Genomic DNA, 17,707 nt, shown 5'->3' on the forward strand with positions numbered 1-17,707 from the left:
CGAGCACAAAGCGCTAGCGCTTAATCCAGTAGACTGCCTCAAACGGGCGCAGGCTCATCTCGCCCGGTTTGTCTGCTGCGTCAGGGTAGTTGCTCATCAGCACTTCCCATTCGCCGCTGAAGCCGTCTAGCTGCAACCACTGCTGCTGATTGCTGAGGTTCGCGGCAACCACCAGCGTTTGCCCTTCCCATTCACGGCTGTAGCTCCACACCAGCGGGTGCTCCGGGAGCAAGTCCTGATAGTTACCCAGGGTCAGCACCGGCTCGGCCTTACGCAGCTTAATCAACCGCTGATAGGCATAGAATACCGACTCATCGTCCGCCAGCGCGGCAGCGGCATTCACCGTTTGGTAGTTATCGCACAGCCCAATCCACGGCGTTCCTTCGCTGAAGCCAGCGTTAGCGCCCGCATCCCACTGCATTGGTGTGCGGCTGTTGTCGCGGGATTTACTGGCTAGGATAGCCATCAGCGTGTCGCTGTCGCGGCCCTGGCTGCGCAGTTCGGCGTACATATTCAGGCTTTCTACATCGCGGTATTCGTCGATGCGGCTGAAATGAGGGTTGGTCATCCCCAGTTCTTCGCCCTGGTAGATATATGGCGTGCCCTGCATGCCGTGCAGCACCATCGCCAGCATTTTGGCCGAGGTAACGCGCAGTTCGCCTTCGTCGCCGAAGCGGGAAACGATGCGCGGCTGGTCGTGGTTACACCAGAACAGCGCGTTCCAGGCAACGTTGTGCATGCCCTGCTGCCAGTGGTTGAAGATGGACTTCAGCTCCACGTAATCAGGTTTTGCCAGCGTCCATTTCTCGCCGCCGGGATAATCCACCTTCAGGTGATGGAAGTTAAAGGTCATCGACAGTTCGCTGCCGTCGAGCGCGCCGTACTTCTGGCAGTTATCCAGCGAGGTCGAGGACATCTCGCCGACGGTCATCATGCTGAGCGGTTTGAAAACATCACGGCTCATTTCCTGCAAGAATTCGTGAACGCGCGGCCCGTCGGTATAGAAACGGCGGCCATCGCCTCCGGCAACGTCGTTCGGGAACTGCTGATCTTTGGAGACCAGGTTAATCACGTCCAGGCGCAGGCCGTCCACGCCGCGGTCGGACCAGAATTCGCACACTTTTTTCAGCTCGGCGCGTACCTGCGGGTTCTCCCAGTTCAGGTCAGCCTGCTCAGGCGCGAACAGATGCAGGTAATACTGGCCGCTTTCCGCATGCCACTGCCAGGCGTTACCGCCAAATTTTGAGCGCCAGTTATTCGGCAGCAGATCCGGCGTTCCGTCGCGCCAGATATAAAACTCGCGATACGGGCTGCTTTTATCCAGCGACTTCTGGAACCACTCATGCTTCGTGGAGGTATGGTTAAACACCATGTCCAGAATGATGCGGATACCGCGCTGGTGGGCTTCGGCTACCAGTGAATCGAAGTCGTCCAGCGTGCCGTAGGTGGGGTCAATAGCGCAGTAATCCGCTACGTCATAGCCGTTATCGATCTGCGGGGAGAGGTAAAACGGCGTTAGCCAGATGGCGTCCACGCCTAACTTCTGAAGGTAGTCCAGGCGTTTAATCACGCCTTTCAGGTCGCCGGTGCCGCTGCCGGTGGTGTCCTGAAAACTCTTTGGGTAAATCTGATAGATGACGCCGTGCTGCCACCACGGAGGAGTGATATTCATAGCGGGTTCCTGCTAGCTGAAGGGTGGGCATTGCTGCCCACCGGTAAATCGAATTAAACCACCAACAATGTGCCCTGACGCAATTTGCGCTTATACACCACAGATGTCAGAACAATAGGTACGATGACCGCAATCACAATCGCAATCGCGTAAATGCCCCAGAACTTAGGCTGGATAGAAAGAATGCCCGGCAGGCCGCCCACGCCGATGCCGTTTGCCATCACGCCGTTAAGGCCGCACAGCAGGCCAGCAAGGCCGGAACCCACCATCGCGCACAGCATCGGGAAGTGATACTTCAGGTTGATACCGTACATGGCCGGTTCGGTTACTCCGAGGTAGGCAGAAATCGCCGCCGGAACCGAAATTTCGCGCTCGTTTTGCTTACGGCTGCAAATGATAATGCCAACAACCGCGGAAGCCTGAGCAATGTTAGACAGCGCAATCAGCGGCCAGACCGGCGTCCCGCCCATGCTTTGAATCATCTGCATGTCGATGGCGAGCGTGGTCTGGTGCACGCCGGTAATAACCAGCGGGGCGTACAGGAAGCCAAACAGCGCCGCGCCGACCGGGGCAAAGCTGCCCGTCATCAGATGGCGAACCGCGAAGGCTACGCCGTCGCCAATCATGCGGCCAAACGGACCAATCACCGTATGGGCAAGGAAGACCGCCAGAATCAGCGAGCAAACCGGCACAATGACCAGGTAGAGGTAGTCCGGCACGATGCGTTTCAGGCGAGTTTCAATGAAGCCCAGCGCCAGGCCCGCCAGCAATGCCGGGATAACCTGAGCCTGATAGCCCACTTTCTGAATCGTGAACCAGCCGAAGTTCCAGACTTCCGGAATTTTGCTGCCAAGCTCGTAGGCGTTCATTAACTGAGGTGATACCAGCGTGATGCCCAGTACGATCCCGAGGATAGGCGTTCCGCCCATCTTGCGGACCGCAGACCAGCAAATCCCTACCGGCAGGTAGAAGAAGATGGCTTCGCCAATCAGCCACAGGAAGTCATAAACGGTTTTCAGCGCCGGGTACATCTGCGCAAGCGTTTCGCCGTTGCTCATCGGCAAATCGCCAATGACGTTGCGGAAGCCGAGGATCAAACCGCCGCTTATCAGCGCGGGCAGCAGCGGGAAGAAGATCTCCGCGAAGTGGGAGATCAGCTGCTCGTGCCATTTCATATTTTGACGGGCGGCCGTTTTGGCCTGCTCTTTGTCAGCGGAGCTTAGCCCGGTGGTGGCAATCAGCGCTTTGTAATAGTCGTCAACGTCGGTGCCGATAACCACCTGAAACTGTCCGGCATTGGTAAAGCAGCCTTTCACCATCGGCAGGTTTTCGATCTCTTTAGGACTGGCATTCTCGGGATTATTCAGAACAAAACGCAGCCGGGTAATACAGTGGCTAACGGTGGCGATGTTTTCGCGCCCGCCGACCAACTCAATCAGCTTATCTATGTCCTGCTGTTTGACTTTACTCATATTGACACCCTGGGGTATGGAGGTAATGACCTGACTATAAGGGTAGCCAGTAATCCATTTTGCGAAAATGGGAACGTTCCCGAAATCAGGCCGGGATCACAATAATCCCGATCCTCAGGGCTTATTGAAGGTGGCTGGGAATAACGATTTGCCGCAGTTGTTGCTGCTGTGAGATCTGGCCGATCAGCTGCAAAGCCGCGGCTCGCCCGGCTTCGGCGTAACCTGGATCGACGGTGATAATCTCCGGGTGCAAGAATTTCATCAGCGGCGTATTGCCCACGCTCGCGAGCTGCAGGCTGCTGCGGTTTTGCTGCTGAAGATATTTGCTGGCACCCAGCGCCAGGGTGTCGGTGGCGCACAGCAGGGCGGTGGTTTGTGGGGTTAACACATCCACAACGTGCTCATAGCCCTGCTTCATTGCCAGCCCCGGAAGGGCGGCATTCGGCGTGATGTCGTGTCGGCTACAAAAATCGAGGTAAGCCTGGTGGCGGCGGTAGCCCGTGGTAACGTCGGCATGCGGCACGCCCAGAAAACTGATATGGCGATGCCCCTGTTGGTAAAGAGTGGACATCAGAATCTGAATCGCGCCGTCATCGTCATAACAGACGGAAGCGAAGCCGTTGGCATCCCTCGCCATCAGCACCAGCGTTGAGCGCCACGGCTGCAACATTTTTTCGCTAATGCCGGTAAAGCCAAACAGGATAACGCCGTCGATATTGCGGCGGCGCAGCATGCCCAGGTGCTCTTCTACCATCTCCGGCGAAAACTGGCTTTCCATCATGATGGGGTCGTAACCCTGCTCGTAGAGGCAAGGCAGCATGGTTTGAACCGCGAGATTTTCCGACAGGGAGTCGAGGCGCGAGACGATAATCGCCACCACTTTATCGCTCTGGCCGCGCATGGCACGGGCGGAGCGGGAAGGGGAGAACTCATGCTGCTGCATAACCGCTTCCACCCGCTCACGCGTGCGGGCGCTGACGCCGCTTTCATTATTCAATACGCGAGAGACGGTTGATTTCCCGACTCCGCTTAAGCGGGCAATGTCTTTAATGGTCAGGCGGCTTTGCATTGTTACTCTTTTTCCTGGTAGTCACGGAGCAAACCGGGTGACAACCGGTTTACGAGGGCAAATATTGTCACGTTTTCGCCTTCGGGCTGTAATCAGAATTATACTTAGGAAGCGTAAAACTTTAACCCAGTATTCCGAACCCGCCATGGGCAAAATCTGGTTTACAGACGGTTTAGTTTTACCGGCGTAGTATAAGCGGCATTCTGATTATGCCAGAAGGCATAATGCTATTTGTCTTTCAACGCTACCGGAGACGACATGGAACCCGATCCCAGTCCTCACCCTGAAGTAACAGGAATTTTCCGGTAAGCCCCAGGTTAACAGCCGCTGCCTTACCGATTTTGTAAGGCAGCGACGCATTCTCTCTTTTGACGTCCCTGCTATTTGATAATCTCCTGCCGGGTGAGGCCTTGCCGCGCTTGCAGAAGAAGGGGTGCCGCTTCAGACGGCGCTAAGGACGTTCTATGCAATTAAAAAATCTTACTCGTCAGCTGATGTCCCAGTTGAGCCGCCATTTGCCTCGCCGCCTGGTGCAGCGTGACCCGATGCCCGACGGCAACGTTGTGGCTAAAGCCGCTGACATTCCGGCCACGCTGACCCAATCCTGCCTGAAATACGCTGCGGCCAGCGAAGAGCAGCTTTACATTAAGTTTGGCAGCCACCCGGAAGGGCTTAACGAACGCGAAGTCGAAAAGGCGCGCGAAACGTTTGGCATGAACCAGATCCCGGCCCAGAAGCCTTCACCGTGGTTCATTCACCTGTGGATTTGCTACCGCAACCCGTTCAACCTGCTGCTGACGGCGCTGGGAATTTTTTCCTACGCGACGGAAGACGACTTGTTTGGCGCCAGCGTTATCGCGCTGATGGTGGTTATCTCCACGCTGCTGAACTTCATTCAGGAAACCCGCTCCACCCGTGCGGCGGACGCGCTCAAGGCGATGGTAAGCAACACGGCGACCGTGCTGCGGGTCATCAATGAGCAGGGCGAGTATGGCTATGTAGAAGTGCCGCTGGATCAACTGGTGCCGGGTGATATCGTCAAACTCGCCGCCGGAGACATGATCCCCGCCGACCTGCGTGTGATCCAGGCTCGTGACCTGTTCGTTGCCCAGGCTTCGCTGACCGGCGAATCTCTGCCGGTAGAAAAAGTGGCCGTCAGCCGTCAGCACGACCAGCATAACCCGCTGGAGTGCGACAACCTCTGCTTTATGGGCACTAACGTGGTCAGCGGCACCGCGCTGGCCATGATTATCGCCACCGGGGGCAATACCTGGTTCGGCCAGCTTGCCGGGCGCGTCACCCAGCAGGAAAGCGAGCCAAACGCCTTCCAGCGCGGTATCAGCCGGGTTAGCTGGCTGCTGATCCGCTTTATGCTGGTGATGGTGCCTGTCGTGCTGCTGATTAACGGCTTTACCAAAGGCGACTGGTGGGAAGCAGCCCTGTTTTCGCTCTCCGTCGCGGTAGGTTTGACGCCGGAAATGCTGCCGATGATCGTCACCTCCACGCTCGCGCGCGGGGCGGTAAAACTGTCTAAACAGAAAGTTATCGTTAAGCACCTCGACGCTATCCAGAACTTCGGGGCGATGGACATTCTCTGCACCGATAAAACCGGCACCCTGACTCAGGACCGCATCGTGCTGGAAAACCACACAGACATCTTCGGCGAAGAGAGCGACCGCGTTCTGCACACCGCCTGGCTGAACAGCCACTATCAGACCGGCCTGAAAAACCTGCTGGACGTGGCTGTGCTGGAAGGCGTTGACGCCGATCACGCCCGCACGGCCGTTGCCCGCTGGCATAAAGTGGACGAAATTCCGTTTGATTTTGACCGCCGCCGTATGTCGGTTGTGGTTTGCGAGCAGCCGGACGTTCATCAGCTGATTTGCAAAGGCGCGCTCCAGGAAATTCTCAACGTTTGTACCCACGTCCGCCACGGCGACGAAATTGTGCCGCTTAGCGAAGGGATGCTGAAACGTATTCGCAGCGTGACCGATTCCCTTAACAGCCAGGGCCTGCGCGTGGTTGCGGTGGCGACCAAATTACAGCCTGCACGCAGCGAAGATTACAGCCGCGTGGATGAGTCTGACCTTATCCTCGAAGGCTATATTGCCTTCCTCGATCCGCCGAAAGAGACCACGGCTCCGGCGCTGAAGGCGCTGAAAGCCAGCGGTATTGCGGTAAAAATCCTCACCGGCGACAGCGAACTGGTGGCGGCGAAAGTATGCCGTGAAGTGGGTCTGGAAGTGGGCGACCTGATAATCGGCAGCGACATCGAAGAGATGAGCGATGAAGAGCTGGCGCGTATTGCGCTGCAAACTACGTTGTTTGCCCGCCTGACGCCGATGCACAAAGAGCGCATCGTCCGCCTGCTGCGCGGTGAAGGGCATGTGGTTGGCTTTATGGGCGACGGCATTAACGATGCTCCGGCTCTGCGCGCGGCGGATATCGGTATTTCCGTTGACGGCGCGGTGGATATTGCCCGCGAGGCGGCCGATATCATCCTGCTGGAAAAAAGCCTGATGGTGCTTGAAGAGGGCGTTATCGAAGGGCGTCGTACTTTTGCCAACATGCTGAAGTACATCAAAATGACCGCCAGCTCCAACTTCGGCAACGTGTTCAGCGTGCTGGTGGCGAGCGCCTTCCTGCCGTTCCTGCCGATGTTGCCTATCCATCTGCTGATCCAGAACCTGATGTACGACGTCTCTCAGGTAGCTATCCCGTTCGACAACGTGGACGACGAGCAAATTCAGCAGCCGCAGCGCTGGAACCCGTCCGATCTTGGCCGCTTTATGGTGTTCTTCGGGCCGCTCAGCTCCATCTTCGATATCGTGACTTTTGGCGTGATGTGGTGGATTTTCAAAGCCAATACGCCGGAAGCGCAAACCCTGTTCCAGTCCGGCTGGTTTGTTGAGGGCCTGCTGTCACAAACCCTGATTGTGCATATGATCCGTACCCGCCGCATTCCGTTCCTGCAAAGCCGCCCGGCGTGGCCGCTGATGGTGATGACGCTGCTGGTGATGGCGCTGGGTATCGCGCTGCCGTTCTCACCGCTGGCCGAGTATCTCCACTTGCAAGCGCTGCCGCTGAGCTACTTCCCGCTGCTGGTGCTGATCCTCGGGGGATATGTGATGCTCACTCAGGCCGTTAAGGGCTTCTATAGCCGCCGCTACGGCTGGCAATAATCTCAAAAAATGGCGAGATGTGATCCACGTCTCGCCATAATGTTGCTGAAAAATCCTTCACATGGTAACAGATTGTTTTTGCTGTTTTCTGGCCCGTCATGTGAAAGGAAAGTCCATGTTTAAATCGCTCCGTTTTAGCCTGCTGGCCGCAGGTATCGCCGTTGCCTGCCAGGCTGAGGCCGCACCTGCCGGAGAGTTACCGCTGATGCCCTGGCCGCAGCAGGTCGAGCTTCCGGCAACCCAGGGCAGCCTCGCGCTCACCAACGCTCTCTCAATCAATATCAGCGGCGATAAGCTGCCCGGCGCAGCAGAGCGCTGGCGTCAGCGTATTAGCCTGCAAACCGGCTGGCAGCTTCAGCCCGCGGAAGCTCACCCGGCAAAACCGACTATCGCTATTCAAATCCGCAAAGCGGTTGACCCGTTGCCAAAGGCGGACAGCGACGAAAGCTATGAGCTGAGCGTGACGGCGGACGGAGTGAAACTCACCGCGAACACTCGCTTCGGCGCAATGCGCGGGATGGAAACCGTTTTACAGCTGATCCAAAACGGCCCGCAAAATACCTCGATCCCTTATGTGGAGATAAAAGACGTGCCGCGCTTCCCGTGGCGCGGGCTGCTGCTGGATTCGGCGCGCCACTTTATGCCGCTGGAAGATATCCTGCGCCAGCTGGACGGCATGGCCGCGGCTAAGCTCAACGTCTTCCACTGGCACCTGACGGACGACCAGGGCTGGCGCTTCGCCTCCAGCCATTATCCGAAGCTACAACAGCTGGCGAGCGACGGGCAGTTTTATACCCAGGAGCAGATGAAGCAGGTCGTACGCTACGCAACTTCGCTGGGGATCCGCGTGGTGCCGGAAATTGACCTGCCGGGCCACGGCTCGGCGCTGGCCGTTGCTTATCCGGAGCTGATGAGCGCTCCGGGGCCGTACCAGATGGAGCGCAGCTGGGGCGTATTAAAGCCGCTGCTTAACCCGGCTAACGAAGCTGCCTATAAGTTCGTTGATACCCTGATAGGCGAAGTTACCGCCATTTTCCCCGATGCTTACCTGCATATCGGCGGGGATGAAGTGGACGACAGCCAGTGGAAAGCCTCCGCTTCTATTCAGCAGTTTATGAAACAGCACCAACTGGCGGACTCCCACGCGCTACAGACTTATTTCAACCAGCGGCTGGAGAAGATCCTCGAAAAACATAAACGGCAGATGATGGGCTGGGATGAGATTTATCATCCCGATCTGCCGAAGAATATTTTGATCCAGTCGTGGCAGGGGCAGGACTCCCTGGGCGCGATTGCGGCCAACGGCTACAAGGGCATCTTGTCCACCGGCTTCTACCTCGACCAGCCGCAGTCTACGGCGTATCACTACCGCAACGAAGTTCTGCCGAAGGGGCTGAACGGGGTCGATAAGTTAAGCGAATCCGACAGCGCCCAGAGCTGGTTTTTCAGCATGCCGCGCCTGAAAGGCAGCCCGGTAGAAGGCAGCTTTACGTTGGTGAAAAGCGACGGCGGCTGGCGCGGATTTATCGACCTCAAAGGCAAGTCACGCCGCGAGGTACATGAAATAAAATGGCTCACCCCGACTCAGGCGACCTTTACGGTTGATACCTGGATGGGCGAGACGCGCCCGGTCGTCACGCTTGAAGGCGATAAGCTTGGCGGCTACTTCCTGGTCGGCAACGTGCGTTATCCGGCAACCGGGCAAAAGCTTGAGGGCGTGCCGGACGGTAAACAGCCGGCGGTGCCGACGGACGCGCAGATGAGCAACATCCTCGGCGGCGAAGCCGCGCTGTGGGCGGAAAACGTTATTTCTCCGCTGCTGGACATCAAACTATGGCCGCGCACTTTTGCGGTGGCCGAGCGCTTATGGTCAGCTAAAGACGTTACTGACGTAGAGAACATGTACCAGCGTATGCAGGCGATTGACGCCTGGTCCACGGTTTCCGTCGGGCTACGCCAGCATACCGAGTCGGTGGTTCAGATGACTCGCCTGGCCGGTACGCCGGATATTATGCCGCTGCAAATTCTCGCTCAGGCAGTCGAGCCCGCTCAGTATTACACGCGCCAGCACCTCAAATTCCAGGCCGGGAATTACAACCATTTCGAGCCGCTAAACCGCTTTGCCGATGCGCTGGGGCCGGAAAGCGGCCAGGTCCGGGCGATTAACGGCTGGGTAGACAAGCTGATTGCCGACCCGGAAGACAGCAACAGCGCCGAAGCCTTGCGCCATATCTTTACCCGCTGGCAAAGCAATACCCCGGACGTGCTGGCGCTTATTGAAGGCAACTATGTGCTAAAACCGCTCAAACCGGTGGCCGAGGACGTAGATAAGCTGGCCGGGTTAGGCTTAAGGCTGACGGATCTGGTGGCGAAGCAGGGGTCGCTAAACGATGACGAACTGAAGGCTATCCAGACTCAGCTGGACGGTGCGGCGCAAACGCGTGATGAAGTGGTTATTGCGGCGGTTTATCCGCTGGAAAAACTGCTGCGTGCCGTCGTGAAATAAGGGCAAAAAAAGCCCCGCAAAGGCGGGGCCAGAAGCAAAAGCGCTGCGGCGAATTAGCGGCGAACGGCGATGGCTTCGATTTCGATTTTCACGTCTTTTGGCAGACGAGCGACTTCTACACATGAGCGTGCCGGGAAAGTGGCTTTATGCTCGGTGAAGAAGGCTTCATACGCGGCGTTTACGGTAGCGAAGTCGTTCAGGTCTTTAACAAACACCGTGGTTTTCACGATATCGCCCACTTTCAGGCCTGCGGACTCAACGATCGCTTTTACGTTTTCCAGAGACTGGCGCGCCTGAGCGGCTACGTCTTCCGGCACGTTGCCGGATTTTGGATCAACCGGGATCTGACCGGAAGTGATAATCATGCTGCCAAGATCGACGCCCTGGACATAAGGGCCGATAGCGGCCGGTGCGTTTTCCGTGCTAAGAGTGCGTGACATTCTTTCTCCTCAGTATTAGATACAAAGCTCGCGACCATTATAGGGATGGCCGCGAGCTTGTCATCAGACGAACATCAATCAACCAGCACAACGTGACGGGCGAACTCTTTTTCGCAATATTTGCACTTCAGACTGATATCGTCGGCACGTTGTTTAACCGCAAACGAAGAGGCAACCGGCTCGTTATGGCTGATGCAATTACTGTTCGGGCACAGCAGCACTTTCTCAATGCGGTCCGGCAGGCTCGGGTTGCTTTTGCCAACCACTTCGTACTCGTCGATGCGGTTCACCGTCGCGTGGGGCGCATACAGCGCTAACTGGTTAACCTGCTCGTCGGTCAGGAAGGTATTCTCTATCTTGATCAAATCTTTACGGCCCAGCTCGCGGGACGGCAGGTTCAGGCCGATGGTGATACGCTGGTCGGTTTCAGTCAGTTTGAACAGCGTCAGCAGCTTAAAGCCCACCTGCGCCGGAATATGGTCGATAACGGTGCCGCGCTTGATGGCTTCAACCTGTAATTTATTATCGTGCGTCATCTTATTCTCCTCTCACTTAAACCAGTTCGCGATTCAAAACCAGCGCCAGCAGAGCCTGGCGGGCAAAAATACCGTTACCGGCCTGCTGGAAATACCAGGCATGCGGCGTGGCGTCTACGTCGGTGGTTATCTCATCCACGCGCGGCAGCGGGTGCAGCACCTTCATATTGGCGCGCGCGCCTTCCAGATCGGCGGCCCGCAGGATGAACTGCGCTTTCACGTTGGCGTATTCGGACGGATCAAGACGCTCTTTCTGCACCCGGGTCATATAGAGAATATCCAGCTCGCCAACCACGTCATCAATTGACTCGTGGCGGCTCCAGGCGATCCCTTTTTCATCCAGCATATCCAGGATGTACTGCGGCATTGCCAGCGCGTTAGGGGCGATAAAGTAGAAGCGGTTGCCGTTGAACTTCGCCAGCGCCTGGGCTAAAGAGTGCACGGTGCGGCCGTATTTCAGGTCACCAACCATGGCGATGTTCAGGTTTTCCAGGCGGCCCTGAGTTTCCTGAATGGTAAACAGGTCGAGCAGGGTTTGCGTCGGGTGCTGGTTGGCGCCGTCGCCCGCGTTAAGCACCGGAATATCGCCGGAGAACTCGGTTGCCAGGCGCGCCGCGCCTTCCTGCGGGTGGCGCATAACAATGGCGTCCACATAGGTGCTGATGACCGAAATGGTGTCGGCCAGCGTTTCACCTTTTTTACCCAGGGAGGTATTGCTGCTGTCGGAAAAACCGACGACCGACGCGCCGAGACGGTGAATCGAGGTTTCGAAGGAGAGACGGGTACGGGTGGAAGCTTCAAAGAAGCAGCTGGCGATAACTTTATGCTTCAGCAGCTCCGGCTGCGGGTTAGCTTTCAGCTTCGCGGCTGTTGCCAGCACCAGTTCAAGTTCTTCACGACTGAGATCATTGATGGAAATGATGTGTTTTTTATATAACGGGTTAGTCATGCTTCTCTCCTGTTCTCGGGCGACGGGCAAAAAAAAGCCCCTCAATGAGGGGCCTTAGCAATTTGGGAATGTAGAAATTCGATGCTGCAACGGGAAGAAAAACGCCCAACGGCGTCTGCTTTCAGACGACCTGGTGCGGCATTTTTTTGTACACAGTGAACCATGCTTCCTCCCGGCAAATTGTGGCGCATTATACGCGCGTCCGCGCACTCTGCAAGAGGCAAAATCACACTTTTTCGCAGCATTGCAATCGGTTGCTGCCGGGTTAATTCAGCCCGAGGGTTTGCATAATACGGCGATGAACCAGCGGCGTTTTACGCACATCCCGCGGCGCAATCCACACCACGCTGCTGCCCGACACCACGCCAAGAATCTCCGTTATTGCGTGATGATCGAGTATTTTTGCCACCGCTCTGCCGTAGCCGGAGACGGTATGGATCATAATAAACTCGCTATTATGCTCAACGCTGATGACCATCTCGGCCACCGATCGCGCCGCGCTTGGCTGAGGCTGGGCCATGGGGTTCAGGGCATAGATCTTTTCTCCCTTCGCATTACTCCTTTTAATCACGCCCAGCAGCTTGAGTAGCCGGGAAACCGTTGACTGGCTGATAGCTTCAAAGCCGTGCTGTTTTAAATCGCAGCGCAACTGCTCCTGGGAACGGTAGCTTTTGTGGACGATTAACTGCTGGCACAGCTCAAGTTGCCGCTGTTCCTTTTCTGACGATACGCGGGAGATCCTCATCTCATTCACCATTTCTCTAATTACAGGCGCGTTATGTTTACCGCATAAATAGATTTAACCTTTTGATAGAGCTTTGTTTTCTGACTGCGCCGAATGAAAATGCAGAGTTAAACGCCACATTTGTGGCGTTTAAGCGGTTCAGGCTATCTGTAATGCGCCACTCAGTATCAGTTTTAGCGTCCAGGCGGCGACGGCCAGGATAACGATAGCTATTGCGAATTCGTAACTTTTCAGCAAAGCCTGACCCTGGGTTTTTTTCTGCCACAAGAACACCAGTATTCCCGGAGTGAACAGCAATGAGCTGAGCAGCATTGAGTCGCCGGCTGCGTAGCAAAGCCAGAAGCCATAGAGTGTAGCCACCACGCCGAGAATAATGCCGCCGGTACGTGACTCTCCCTTGCCGTAGCGCTCGCCGGTCCAGGCCAGTTTCAGGCCGTAGGCCGCGCTGAACAGATAAGGCGGCAAAATGGCGGCCGTAGCGATGGAAAACAGCGCCTGGTAGCCTGCGGCATAGAACAAGGTGAGGATCAGGAACAGCTGGATCAGACCGTTGGTTATCCACAGTGAAAATGATGGCGAGTGGCGAGCATTCTCTTTGGCGAAAATCTTCGGAAATATTCCGTCAATTGCCGCAACCCTGGGTAGTTCTGCCGCGAAAAGCGTCCAGGCCAGCAATGCACCGGCGAGGGATAAAATCACGCCGCCAGCGACGAATTTAGCGCCCCAAACCCCGACCACGCTTTCCAGCACGCCCGCCATTGATGGGTTTTTCAACCCGGCCAGCGCCGCCTGGTCAAGCACGCCCATCGACAGCACGCTAACCAGAATATAAATCACCAATACGCCGAGCAGGCCAATCACCGTTGCCTTGCCGATATCGGCTCGTTTTGCCGCGCGGGCGGAAACCACGGTCGCTCCTTCAATACCGATAAACACCCAGGTCGTGACCAGCATAATGCTTTTAACCTGCTGGAAAATTTCCGGCCGCGTGCCGTCAATCACCATCATGCGGCCCCAAAAGTCTGCGGTGAACACGCCGATGCGGAAGGCAATCAGCACCGCGACGATAAACAGCAGCAGGACGGCAACTTTCACCACGGTGAGGATGGTATTGATATAGGCAGCTTCGCGCACGCCGCGCAGTACCAGAGCGTGAACCAGCCACAGTACAATTGACGCCCCGATGAATGACGGCAGGTTGTTACCGTCGCCGAACACCGGAATGAAGAAGCTCAGGGCGCTAAACAGCAGCACCGCGTAGGAGACGTTGCCGAGCCAGGCCGAGAACCAGTAGCCCCAGGCTGACTGGAAGCCGATAAAATCCCCAAATCCTGCTCTGGCGTAGCTATAAACCCCGCCGTCGAGATCCGGGCAGCGGGCGCTGAGATTCTGATAAATAAAGGCGAGACAGAGCATGCCTACGCCGGTGATTGCCCAGCCGATCAGCAGTGCGCCGGGTGAGGCAACTGAGGCAAAGTTTTGCGGCAGGCTAAAGACCCCGCCGCCGATCATCGAGCCAATAACCAGCGCTACCAGCGCGCTGAGTCCGAGTTTCTTCTCACTAGTTGCGGGCGCGTCTGTGGCGCCAGCATGGGTAACATCTGCCATTTTCCTATTCTCCCGCTGCGCTGGGCAGCACCTGGGTACAGCGGGCGGCAAGAAGATTCCCACCGCCCGGCGGCGTTACTCTCCGAGCGTGGCGACCATGACGGCTTTGATGGTGTGCATGCGGTTTTCCGCTTCGTCGAAGACGATGGAATGCCCGGACTCGAAGACTTCCTCGGTCACTTCCAGCCCTTTCAGGCCGTAGGCTTCTTCGATCTCTTTCCCGACTTTGGTGTGTTCGTTATGGAATGCAGGCAGGCAGTGCATGAACTTCACATTGGGATTGCCGGTTGCATCGAGGACGCTTTGATTAATCTGGTATGGCGTCATCAGGCTGACGCGCTCGGCCCAGGCTTCTTTTGGCTCGCCCATTGAGACCCAGACGTCGGTGTAGAGGAAATCAGTTCCCGCTACGCCTTCCGCCACGCTGTCGGTCAGCGTGATGCGCCCGCCGCTCTCTTTGGCGATGGCGCGGCATTGCTCTACCAGGCCAGCCTCAGGCCAGAATGCTTTTGGCGCGACGAGGCGAATATCCATCCCCATTTTAGCCGCGCCGACCATCAGTGAATTCCCCATGTTGTTGCGGGCGTCGCCGAGATAGGCGAAGGACAATTCATTGAGTTTTTTGCCCGGCGCATGCTCCAGCATGGTCATCAGGTCGGCGAGGATCTGGGTTGGGTGGAACTCGTTAGTCAGCCCGTTCCACACCGGCACACCGGCATACTCGCCCAGCTCTTCTACGATATCCTGGCCGTAGCCGCGATACTCGATGCCGTCATACATCCGGCCCAGCACGCGGGCGGTGTCTTTCATCGACTCTTTATGGCCGATTTGCGAGCCGCTTGGGCCGAGATAAGTCACCAGCGCGCCCTGGTCAAAAGCGCCTACCTCAAACGCGCAGCGGGTGCGGGTGGAGGTTTTTTCGAAGATAAGCGCAATGTTTTTACCGCATAGCGTTTTTTTCTCAGTACCCGCTTTTTTGGCTGCTTTAAGGTCGCGGGCGAGATCGATGAGGTACTGAATTTCTGCAGGTTTAAAGTCGAGTAATTTCAGGAAATTGCGATTTTTTAAGTTGATAGTCATTTTTGTTATCCTTTGAAAAAAGAGTTTGTTGACCCTCACCCCGGCCCTCTCCCCGAAAGGGAGAGGGGGAAATGCGGGCGACTCTGTTTTGTTCTCTTGTTTTATCCCCTCTCCCCTCAGGGGAGAGGGTCAGGGTGAGGGGCAATCACTATTCGCGAATCAGCGTGCCTTTCTCGCCCGCCAGAATCGCCGCCCCGTCCTCCAGCAAACCAATCCCGGCAATACCGTGGCAGCGGGTCACAAAGTCGCTACAGGCGGCAACCTTCGGCCCCATGGAACCGGCGTCGAAGGTCATCTTGTCCAACTCGGCGGGCGTTACCTGCATCAGCGGGCGCTGGTCAGGCGCGCCCCAGTTCAGGTACACCGCATCGGCATCGGTCAGGATCAGCAGGGCGTTGGCCTCTATCTGGCGGGCCAGCAGCGCGGCGGAAAGATCTTTATCAATCACCGCCTCGATGCCGTGGTAGCCGTCGGGTTTTTCCACCACAGGCACGCCGCCGCCGCCGTTACAAATAACCAAGTGATCGCGCTGAATCAGCGCCGTAATGGCATCGCTTTCCACGATGCGTTTCGGCTGCGGGGAAGGCACTACGCGGCGGAAATACTGGCCATCGGCTTTAACCGACCAGCCCTTATCGCGCACCAGGGCATCCGCCTGCTCTTTGCTGTAGACCGGGCCGATATACTTGGTCGGGTTACTGAAGGCCGGATCCTGCGGGTCGACCTCCACCTGAGTCAGCAGCACGCTAACTTCGCGGTCCGGCAGATGATTTTTCAGCGATTGCTGAAGCATGTAGCCAATCATTCCCTGACTTTCCGCGCCGAGAACATCCAGCGGATAAGGGCTAACGTTTTGATAAGCGCTGTTTTGCAGGGCCAGGAGGCCAACCTGCGGGCCGTTGCCGTGCACCAGCACCACGCGCCAGTTTTCGATCAGTTGGGCGATGGTTTTGCTGGCCCGCTCGATATTTTTACGCTGCAGGTCGGCTTCCAGCGGCTCACCGCGTTTTAGCAAAGCGTTGCCGCCGAGGGCGACCACCAGGGTCGGTTTCAGTGTCATATACGGCTCTCCACTTAAATTCCGTCACGTTCCAGCGGGCAGCTCATGCAGCGTGCGCCGCCGCGCCCGCGGCCTAATTCGTCGCCAGGAATTGGCAACACGGTGATCCCGGCTTTGTCGTATTTTTCGTTGGTCCAGATGTTGCGCTCGTAGCCAATTACCACGCCCGGGCGGATGGTCAGCACGTTGTTGGCGTCATTCCACTGCTCGCGCTCGGCTTCGAAGGCGTCTCCGCCGGTGGTAATAAGCTTGACCTCGCTGATGCCCAGCGCCTGCTCGATGGCGTGTACGAGGCTGACTTCCTGATGGCGTTTAATGCCGCCCTTGCCGTCCGGGGTGAGCGTCCAGCACTGCACGTCTTTGCGCACCACTTCCGGATAGACGGAGAAGGTGTCGACATCGAGATGGGTCATGACGGTATCGAGGTGCATGCAGGAGCGGTGTTTTGGCAGCTCAACCGCAATCACGCGGGTCGCCTGTTGATGTTTGAATAACGATGCAGCGAGGAACTCAACGCCCTGAGGCGTGGTGCGCTCAGACATGCCAATTAATACCGCGCCGCGGCCAATCACTAATACATCGCCGCCTTCCAGCGTGGCGTGGTCGTAATTAATGTTTTCGTCGCCGTAATATTTAATGAAATTGCCGTCGGTAAATGCCGGGTGCCAGCGATAAATTGCCCTTAAATTATTTGTCTCGCGTTGGCGAGCTGCTTTAGCCATTGGGTTAATTGAAACGCCGTTATAAATCCAGCACGATGTATCGCGGGTGAATAAATGATTTGGCAGCGGCTTCATAATAAAGTCGGTTGCCGCATGAGTATCCACCACCATATTTTTAATCTGGGCTGGAATTTCTTCGTAAGTCAGCCCGCCGGAAAGGCGACGGGCTAATTCGCGGTGCGGCATATCCGCCAGCCAGCCGCGCACGTCGGCGGCGAAGGCTGGCCCAAGACGGTAGTCTGAAACCTGAGTATTCAGCAGCCAGTCCCTGGCCTCTGTGATGTCCAGCGTTTGTGTTAGCAGGTCGGTTAGCAGCAATACCTCCACGCCTTCGCGGCGCAAGGTGTTGGCGAAAACATCGTGTTCTTCGCCCGCCCGCTCTACCGAAAGAACGTCGTCAAAAAGTAATTCCTGACAATTTGAAGGGGTAAGTCTTTTCAGACTGAGGTTTGGGCGATGCAGCATAACGCTGCGCAGGTGGCCTATTTCGGAACCGACATAATGCTTATCCATGACTATTCCCTTACATTATTTGAGGATGAGTTTTCCCATGGCGCAATTAATATTGCGTCGCAACTTAAATAATTCGGTTGGTTGTCTTCGAGGCGTATATTAGATTTTATTAAGCCGTTTAATGTGATCTTCATCACGCGATGACGGTGGGTT

Annotated in this window: 13 protein-coding genes; 2 read left to right on the forward strand and 11 right to left on the reverse strand. The window is 56.5% G+C overall.

Features of this window, described 5'->3' with window-relative positions; translation table 11 throughout:
- Positions 1–13 precede the first annotated feature (13 nt).
- The 3 genes from treC to treR form a co-directional block, all read right to left on the reverse strand.
- Positions 14–1,672: an alpha,alpha-phosphotrehalase gene (gene treC, locus FOC35_RS11335; protein ID WP_172568920.1), complete on the reverse strand. Its 1,659-nt coding sequence runs from the start codon at positions 1,670–1,672 to the stop codon at positions 14–16.
- Between the two features lie 53 nt (positions 1,673–1,725).
- Positions 1,726–3,144: a PTS trehalose transporter subunit IIBC gene (gene treB / locus FOC35_RS11340; RefSeq protein ID WP_172568921.1), complete on the reverse strand. Its 1,419-nt coding sequence runs from the start codon at positions 3,142–3,144 to the stop codon at positions 1,726–1,728.
- A gap of 121 nt (positions 3,145–3,265) precedes the next feature.
- A complete protein-coding gene (treR, locus tag FOC35_RS11345; RefSeq protein WP_016538341.1) occupies positions 3,266–4,213 on the reverse strand; it encodes a trehalose operon repressor TreR in 948 nt (315 codons plus the stop codon).
- Positions 4,214–4,677: 464 nt separating this feature from the next.
- Between treR and mgtA the strand changes: the two genes are divergently transcribed.
- Complete coding sequence (gene mgtA / locus FOC35_RS11350) at positions 4,678–7,395, forward strand: magnesium-translocating P-type ATPase (RefSeq protein WP_172568922.1); 2,718 nt, start codon at positions 4,678–4,680, stop codon at positions 7,393–7,395.
- 115 nt (positions 7,396–7,510) lie between these two features.
- Complete coding sequence (locus tag FOC35_RS11355; RefSeq protein WP_172568923.1) at positions 7,511–9,901, forward strand: beta-N-acetylhexosaminidase; 2,391 nt, start codon at positions 7,511–7,513, stop codon at positions 9,899–9,901.
- A gap of 53 nt (positions 9,902–9,954) precedes the next feature.
- Here the strand turns inward: FOC35_RS11355 and ridA are convergent, their stop codons facing one another.
- The 8 genes from ridA to arcA form a co-directional block, all read right to left on the reverse strand.
- Positions 9,955–10,341: a 2-iminobutanoate/2-iminopropanoate deaminase gene (gene ridA / locus FOC35_RS11360; protein WP_016538337.1), complete on the reverse strand. Its 387-nt coding sequence runs from the start codon at positions 10,339–10,341 to the stop codon at positions 9,955–9,957.
- 74 nt (positions 10,342–10,415) lie between these two features.
- Positions 10,416–10,877, reverse strand: coding sequence for an aspartate carbamoyltransferase regulatory subunit (pyrI, locus tag FOC35_RS11365; RefSeq protein ID WP_016538336.1), 462 nt, complete (start codon positions 10,875–10,877; stop codon positions 10,416–10,418).
- Positions 10,878–10,893: 16 nt separating this feature from the next.
- Entirely contained in the window at positions 10,894–11,826 is a 933-nt protein-coding gene (gene pyrB / locus FOC35_RS11370) for an aspartate carbamoyltransferase (protein WP_172568924.1), read from the reverse strand.
- A 265-nt stretch (positions 11,827–12,091) separates the two neighbouring features.
- Positions 12,092–12,571 (reverse strand): arginine repressor, encoded by a 480-nt coding sequence (locus tag FOC35_RS11375; protein WP_039898848.1) that lies wholly within the window; start codon positions 12,569–12,571, stop codon positions 12,092–12,094.
- A gap of 138 nt (positions 12,572–12,709) precedes the next feature.
- Positions 12,710–14,179: an arginine-ornithine antiporter gene (arcD, locus tag FOC35_RS11380; RefSeq protein WP_016538333.1), complete on the reverse strand. Its 1,470-nt coding sequence runs from the start codon at positions 14,177–14,179 to the stop codon at positions 12,710–12,712.
- 75 nt (positions 14,180–14,254) lie between these two features.
- On the reverse strand, positions 14,255–15,259 hold the full coding sequence (argF, locus tag FOC35_RS11385; RefSeq protein WP_172568925.1) for an ornithine carbamoyltransferase: 1,005 nt from the start codon (positions 15,257–15,259) through the stop codon (positions 14,255–14,257).
- Between the two features lie 148 nt (positions 15,260–15,407).
- A complete protein-coding gene (locus tag FOC35_RS11390) occupies positions 15,408–16,319 on the reverse strand; it encodes a carbamate kinase (protein ID WP_172568926.1) in 912 nt (303 codons plus the stop codon).
- 14 nt (positions 16,320–16,333) lie between these two features.
- Positions 16,334–17,554 carry an arginine deiminase gene (gene arcA, locus FOC35_RS11395; RefSeq protein WP_172568927.1) on the reverse strand — a complete coding sequence of 407 codons (1,221 nt, stop codon included), beginning with the start codon at positions 17,552–17,554 and terminating at the stop codon, positions 16,334–16,336.
- Between the last annotated feature and the right edge of the window lie 153 nt (positions 17,555–17,707).

Origin of the sequence: Cedecea sp. FDAARGOS_727 (genome assembly GCF_012273235.1) — a bacterium.
Taxonomy (GTDB): Bacteria; Pseudomonadota; Gammaproteobacteria; order Enterobacterales; family Enterobacteriaceae; genus Cedecea; species Cedecea davisae.

What these genes read in the sequence shown, in the direction of transcription:
- treC (WP_172568920.1), bottom strand. Translation starts at nt 1,672, where the DNA reads ATGAATATCACTCCTCCGTGGTGGCAGCACGGCGTCATCTATCAGATT.
- treB (WP_172568921.1), bottom strand. Translation starts at nt 3,144, where the DNA reads ATGAGTAAAGTCAAACAGCAGGACATAGATAAGCTGATTGAGTTGGTC.
- treR (WP_016538341.1), bottom strand. Translation starts at nt 4,213, where the DNA reads ATGCAAAGCCGCCTGACCATTAAAGACATTGCCCGCTTAAGCGGAGTC.
- mgtA (WP_172568922.1), top strand. Translation starts at nt 4,678, where the DNA reads ATGCAATTAAAAAATCTTACTCGTCAGCTGATGTCCCAGTTGAGCCGC.
- FOC35_RS11355 (WP_172568923.1), top strand. Translation starts at nt 7,511, where the DNA reads ATGTTTAAATCGCTCCGTTTTAGCCTGCTGGCCGCAGGTATCGCCGTT.
- ridA (WP_016538337.1), bottom strand. Translation starts at nt 10,341, where the DNA reads ATGTCACGCACTCTTAGCACGGAAAACGCACCGGCCGCTATCGGCCCT.
- pyrI (WP_016538336.1), bottom strand. Translation starts at nt 10,877, where the DNA reads ATGACGCACGATAATAAATTACAGGTTGAAGCCATCAAGCGCGGCACC.
- pyrB (WP_172568924.1), bottom strand. Translation starts at nt 11,826, where the DNA reads ATGACTAACCCGTTATATAAAAAACACATCATTTCCATCAATGATCTC.
- FOC35_RS11375 (WP_039898848.1), bottom strand. Translation starts at nt 12,571, where the DNA reads ATGAGGATCTCCCGCGTATCGTCAGAAAAGGAACAGCGGCAACTTGAG.
- arcD (WP_016538333.1), bottom strand. Translation starts at nt 14,179, where the DNA reads ATGGCAGATGTTACCCATGCTGGCGCCACAGACGCGCCCGCAACTAGT.
- argF (WP_172568925.1), bottom strand. Translation starts at nt 15,259, where the DNA reads ATGACTATCAACTTAAAAAATCGCAATTTCCTGAAATTACTCGACTTT.
- FOC35_RS11390 (WP_172568926.1), bottom strand. Translation starts at nt 16,319, where the DNA reads ATGACACTGAAACCGACCCTGGTGGTCGCCCTCGGCGGCAACGCTTTG.
- arcA (WP_172568927.1), bottom strand. Translation starts at nt 17,554, where the DNA reads ATGGATAAGCATTATGTCGGTTCCGAAATAGGCCACCTGCGCAGCGTT.